A 265-nucleotide genomic window follows, 5' to 3' on the forward strand; every position below is an offset into this window, starting at 1 on the left:
AAACACGTTCTCTGGTGTGTTCGCATCCACTATGACACTTCTGAAACAACACACAACAAACAAACAAACCGTTGTGGATTGTTTCATAAAGTTACGGCGGCCATAGCGGAGGGGAAACGCCCGGCCCCATTCCGAACCCGGAAGCTAAGCCCTCCAGCGCCAATGGTACTGCACCTTAATCAGTGTGGGAGAGTAGGACACCGCCGAACACAACATCCCATTGTGGCCCTACACGACATCATTCGTGTAGGGCCACAATGCATTT

General features: G+C 51.3%; 1 rRNA gene. It reads left to right on the forward strand.

From position 1 onward, the window contains the following. The first annotated feature begins 92 nt into the window (after positions 1-92). Positions 93-209, forward strand: a 5S ribosomal RNA gene (rrf, locus tag GOALK_RS01190). Positions 210-265 lie beyond the last annotated feature (56 nt).

Source organism: Gordonia alkanivorans NBRC 16433 (genome assembly GCF_000225505.1).
Taxonomy (GTDB): Bacteria; Actinomycetota; Actinomycetes; order Mycobacteriales; family Mycobacteriaceae; genus Gordonia; species Gordonia alkanivorans.